Genomic DNA, 2,891 nt, shown 5'->3' on the forward strand with positions numbered 1-2,891 from the left:
CGGACCAAGGATAACATGAGCCTGAGTCCAGCAGAACGGACCCGTCTCTGGCGCGCCGAGCGCCAGCGGCTGGGTCTCGTAAAGCTCGAGCTCTGGGTCCCGCCGGCGGCGAAGGCCGACGTGCAGGCCGCCGCGCGAGCCATCATCACAGCGTCGAGCCGCGGACCGGCGCTGCTGAAGAACCCCGACCCTCCGCAGGGATCCTATGCAATGGACCAGGTCATCGACACCGACTGGTCGGTGAAGAGCCTTTCACAAGCGCTGTCCGAGACCCGGCTGCTGCGCGACGGCGAACTGACCGCGCGCGTGCTGGAGGGGACAGAGCCGGTGCTCCAGCTCACCATGCACGAGTTCGGCGACCTGCCGGTCTTCCTGTCGGTGGGCGCCGAGCAGATCGTCGTGAGCGCGCTGCTGTGGCCGGTGGACGAGCAGAAGGACCAGGCGGCGTTCAACGTCTTCCTCCTGAAGGCGCAGAAGCTGGTGCCGCTGTCGAACTTCGGCATCACCACCATCGCCGGGCGCGACTACTATGAGCTCTTCGGCGAGCTGTCGTGCAAGACCACCCTGCAGACGGTGATCATCGAAGTAAGGATGCTGGCCGAGAACGCGATCCGCGCGGCGAGCGAACTGCGCGACAACTTCGCCTCGGCGGCCTGAGCCCGGAGCCCGACATGTCCATCTTCTCCAAGCTGATCACCCTCTTCCGCGGGGCCTCCTACGAGGCCGGCGCCGCGGTGGTCGACGCCAATGCGCTCCGAATCCTCGACCAGGAGATCCGCGACGCCGACAACGCGCTGGGCCGCGCCCGCGACGACCTCGCCACGCTGGTCGCCAAGCGCCGGATGATCGAGAAGGAAGTCCAGAACCTGAAGGACCAGTCGGCCCGCTACGAGGGCTCGGCCCGCCAGGCGCTGGCCAAGGGCGACGAGACCCTCGCGCGCGAGGTCGCGACCCGGATCGCCGAGCTCGAGACCGACATCGGCACGAAGACGCCGCAACTGGCCGACATGAGGGTCGCCGAGGAGCGGCTGCACCAGACGATCGCCCAGACGCAGCAGAAGGTGGAGAATCTGCGCCGCGAGATCGACGTGGTGAAGGTGAACGACAGCGTCCAGCGCGCCCAGGCCGCCGTCGCCTCGCGGGGCGGCAGCGCCACCGCGGCGCTGGGATCGGCCGCCGACAGCCTGAAGCGCATCAAAGAGCGCCAGATGGTGCAGGACGAGAAGTTCAAGGCCGCCGCCGAGCTGGAGGACAAGCGCACGGGCGCGGACCTCGACGCGAAGCTGGCCGCGGCGGGCATCCTGCCCGGCCACTCGTCGGCCGACGACATCCTGGCGCGCCTGAAGGCCCCCGCCGGCGAACCCATGCCCCAGCTCGAGGCCCCGCGCCTGCAGATCGAGGCGCAGCCCGTGGCGACGGATCGGAAGGAGGGGTAGCGCCCAACTTCCCTACGGCCGTCATCCCGCGGACGAGCCGCGGGATGACGAGCGAGGGGGATTGGAGCTCAGCGCACATGAAGCGCATCGCCACCACTGAGCGTCCCGGCTGGGACGAAAAGGCCGAGCAGCTCGGGTTCACCTGGCGCCACCTGGACGGGGCGCGGTACTGGGACGAGCGCGCGTACTACGCCTTCAGCCTCGCCGAGATCGAGGAGGGGATCGAGGCGCCGGCGCGCGAGCTGCACGCCATGTGCCTCGACCTCGTGGACGACGTCGTGACGTCCGAGGAACTGATGGCGAAGCTCGCCATCCCGGAGGCCTCGCGCGACGACGTGGCCGAGAGCTGGGCGCGCAGGGACCCGACCCTCTACGGCCGCTTCGACTTCGCCTACGACGGGACCGGGCCGGCGAAGCTCTACGAGTACAACGCCGACACCCCGACCAGCATCTACGAGTCCGGCGCGTTCCAGTGGATCTGGCTCGAGGACATGATCGCCGCGGACCGCCTGCCAGCCGACGCCGACCAGTTCAACAGCCTGCACGAGAAGCTGGAGGCGCGGTTCCGGGCCATCTTCCCCGGCGGCGGGTTCGTGCATTTCGCCAGCGACGCGGACTCGGTCGAGGACCGGCAGACGGTGAAGTACCTCGAGGACATCGCCGGCCAGGCGGGGATAGAGCCCAAGTTCGTGCCGGTGGGCGAGATCGGCCTGACCGCCGACCAGCGCTTCGTCGACCAGGACGGCTACGTCATCCAGGCGCTCTTCAAGCTCTATCCGTGGGAGGAGATGTTCCGGGAAGAGTACGGGGCCAACATCAAGGCCTCGAAGACGCGCTTCCTGGAGCCCGCGTGGAAGGCGGTGCTGTCGAACAAGGGCATGCTGCCGTTGCTCTGGGCCCGCAACGCCGGCCACCCGAACCTTCTGGCCGCCTACTTCGAGGACGATCCGAGGGCCGCGGAGCTAGGCGCGTCCTATGTGCGCAAGCCGCTGTTCAGCCGCGAGGGCGCGAACATCGAACTGGTGAAGCAGGGCCGCAAGGCCCGCGTGCTCGACCTGGGCTACGGCGAGGAAGGCCACATCCGCCAGGCGCTGCACGAGGCCCCGGCCTTCGAGGGCGCCTATCCGGTGGTGGGCGCCTGGATCGTCGGCGACGAGCCGGCGGGCATCGGCATCCGCGAGGACCGCAGCCGGGTGACGAAGAACCTCTCGCGCTTCATCCCCCACGCCATCGTGGGCTAGAGGAGCGGCCCCCTCAGGCCCGGACGAACAGGCGCCTGCTGGGGCAGAGGTCGGCGACGGGGCAGGCCTCGCACTTCGGCTTGCGCGCCACGCAGGTGTAGCGGCCGTGCAGGATCAGCCAGTGGTGGGCGCGGGTCAGGTACGGCGCGGGCACGACGGCCATCAGGTCGGCCTCGACCTTGTCGGGCGTCTTGCCGGTGGAGAGGCCGAGCCG

Annotated in this window: 3 protein-coding genes and 1 pseudogene; 3 read left to right on the forward strand and 1 reads right to left on the reverse strand. The window is 69.4% G+C overall.

What is annotated here, in order from left to right:
• Positions 1–15 precede the first annotated feature (15 nt).
• From JNL41_RS19440 to JNL41_RS19450, 3 genes are all read left to right on the forward strand, one after another.
• Positions 16–657 carry a YjfI family protein gene (locus tag JNL41_RS19440; RefSeq protein ID WP_293477832.1) on the forward strand — a complete coding sequence of 214 codons (642 nt, stop codon included), beginning with the start codon at positions 16–18 and terminating at the stop codon, positions 655–657.
• Positions 658–671: 14 nt separating this feature from the next.
• Positions 672–1,436 (forward strand): PspA/IM30 family protein, encoded by a 765-nt coding sequence (locus tag JNL41_RS19445; RefSeq protein WP_293477830.1) that lies wholly within the window; start codon positions 672–674, stop codon positions 1,434–1,436.
• A gap of 77 nt (positions 1,437–1,513) precedes the next feature.
• A complete protein-coding gene (locus JNL41_RS19450) occupies positions 1,514–2,677 on the forward strand; it encodes a glutathionylspermidine synthase family protein (protein WP_293477831.1) in 1,164 nt (387 codons plus the stop codon).
• Positions 2,678–2,690: 13 nt separating this feature from the next.
• On the opposite strand, the pseudogene JNL41_RS19455 reads toward JNL41_RS19450, so the two are convergent.
• Positions 2,691–2,891 (reverse strand): annotated as a pseudogene (locus tag JNL41_RS19455) (endonuclease III); the annotation flags it as partial.

Origin of the sequence: Phenylobacterium sp. (assembly GCF_016793285.1) — a bacterium.
GTDB lineage: Bacteria > Pseudomonadota > Alphaproteobacteria > Caulobacterales > Caulobacteraceae > Phenylobacterium.

Bases quoted from the DNA above. Each gene is read 5' to 3' on its own strand.
- JNL41_RS19440 (WP_293477832.1), top strand. From the start codon at position 16: ATGAGCCTGAGTCCAGCAGAACGGACCCGTCTCTGGCGCGCCGAGCGC.
- JNL41_RS19445 (WP_293477830.1), top strand. From the start codon at position 672: ATGTCCATCTTCTCCAAGCTGATCACCCTCTTCCGCGGGGCCTCCTAC.
- JNL41_RS19450 (WP_293477831.1), top strand. From the start codon at position 1,514: ATGAAGCGCATCGCCACCACTGAGCGTCCCGGCTGGGACGAAAAGGCC.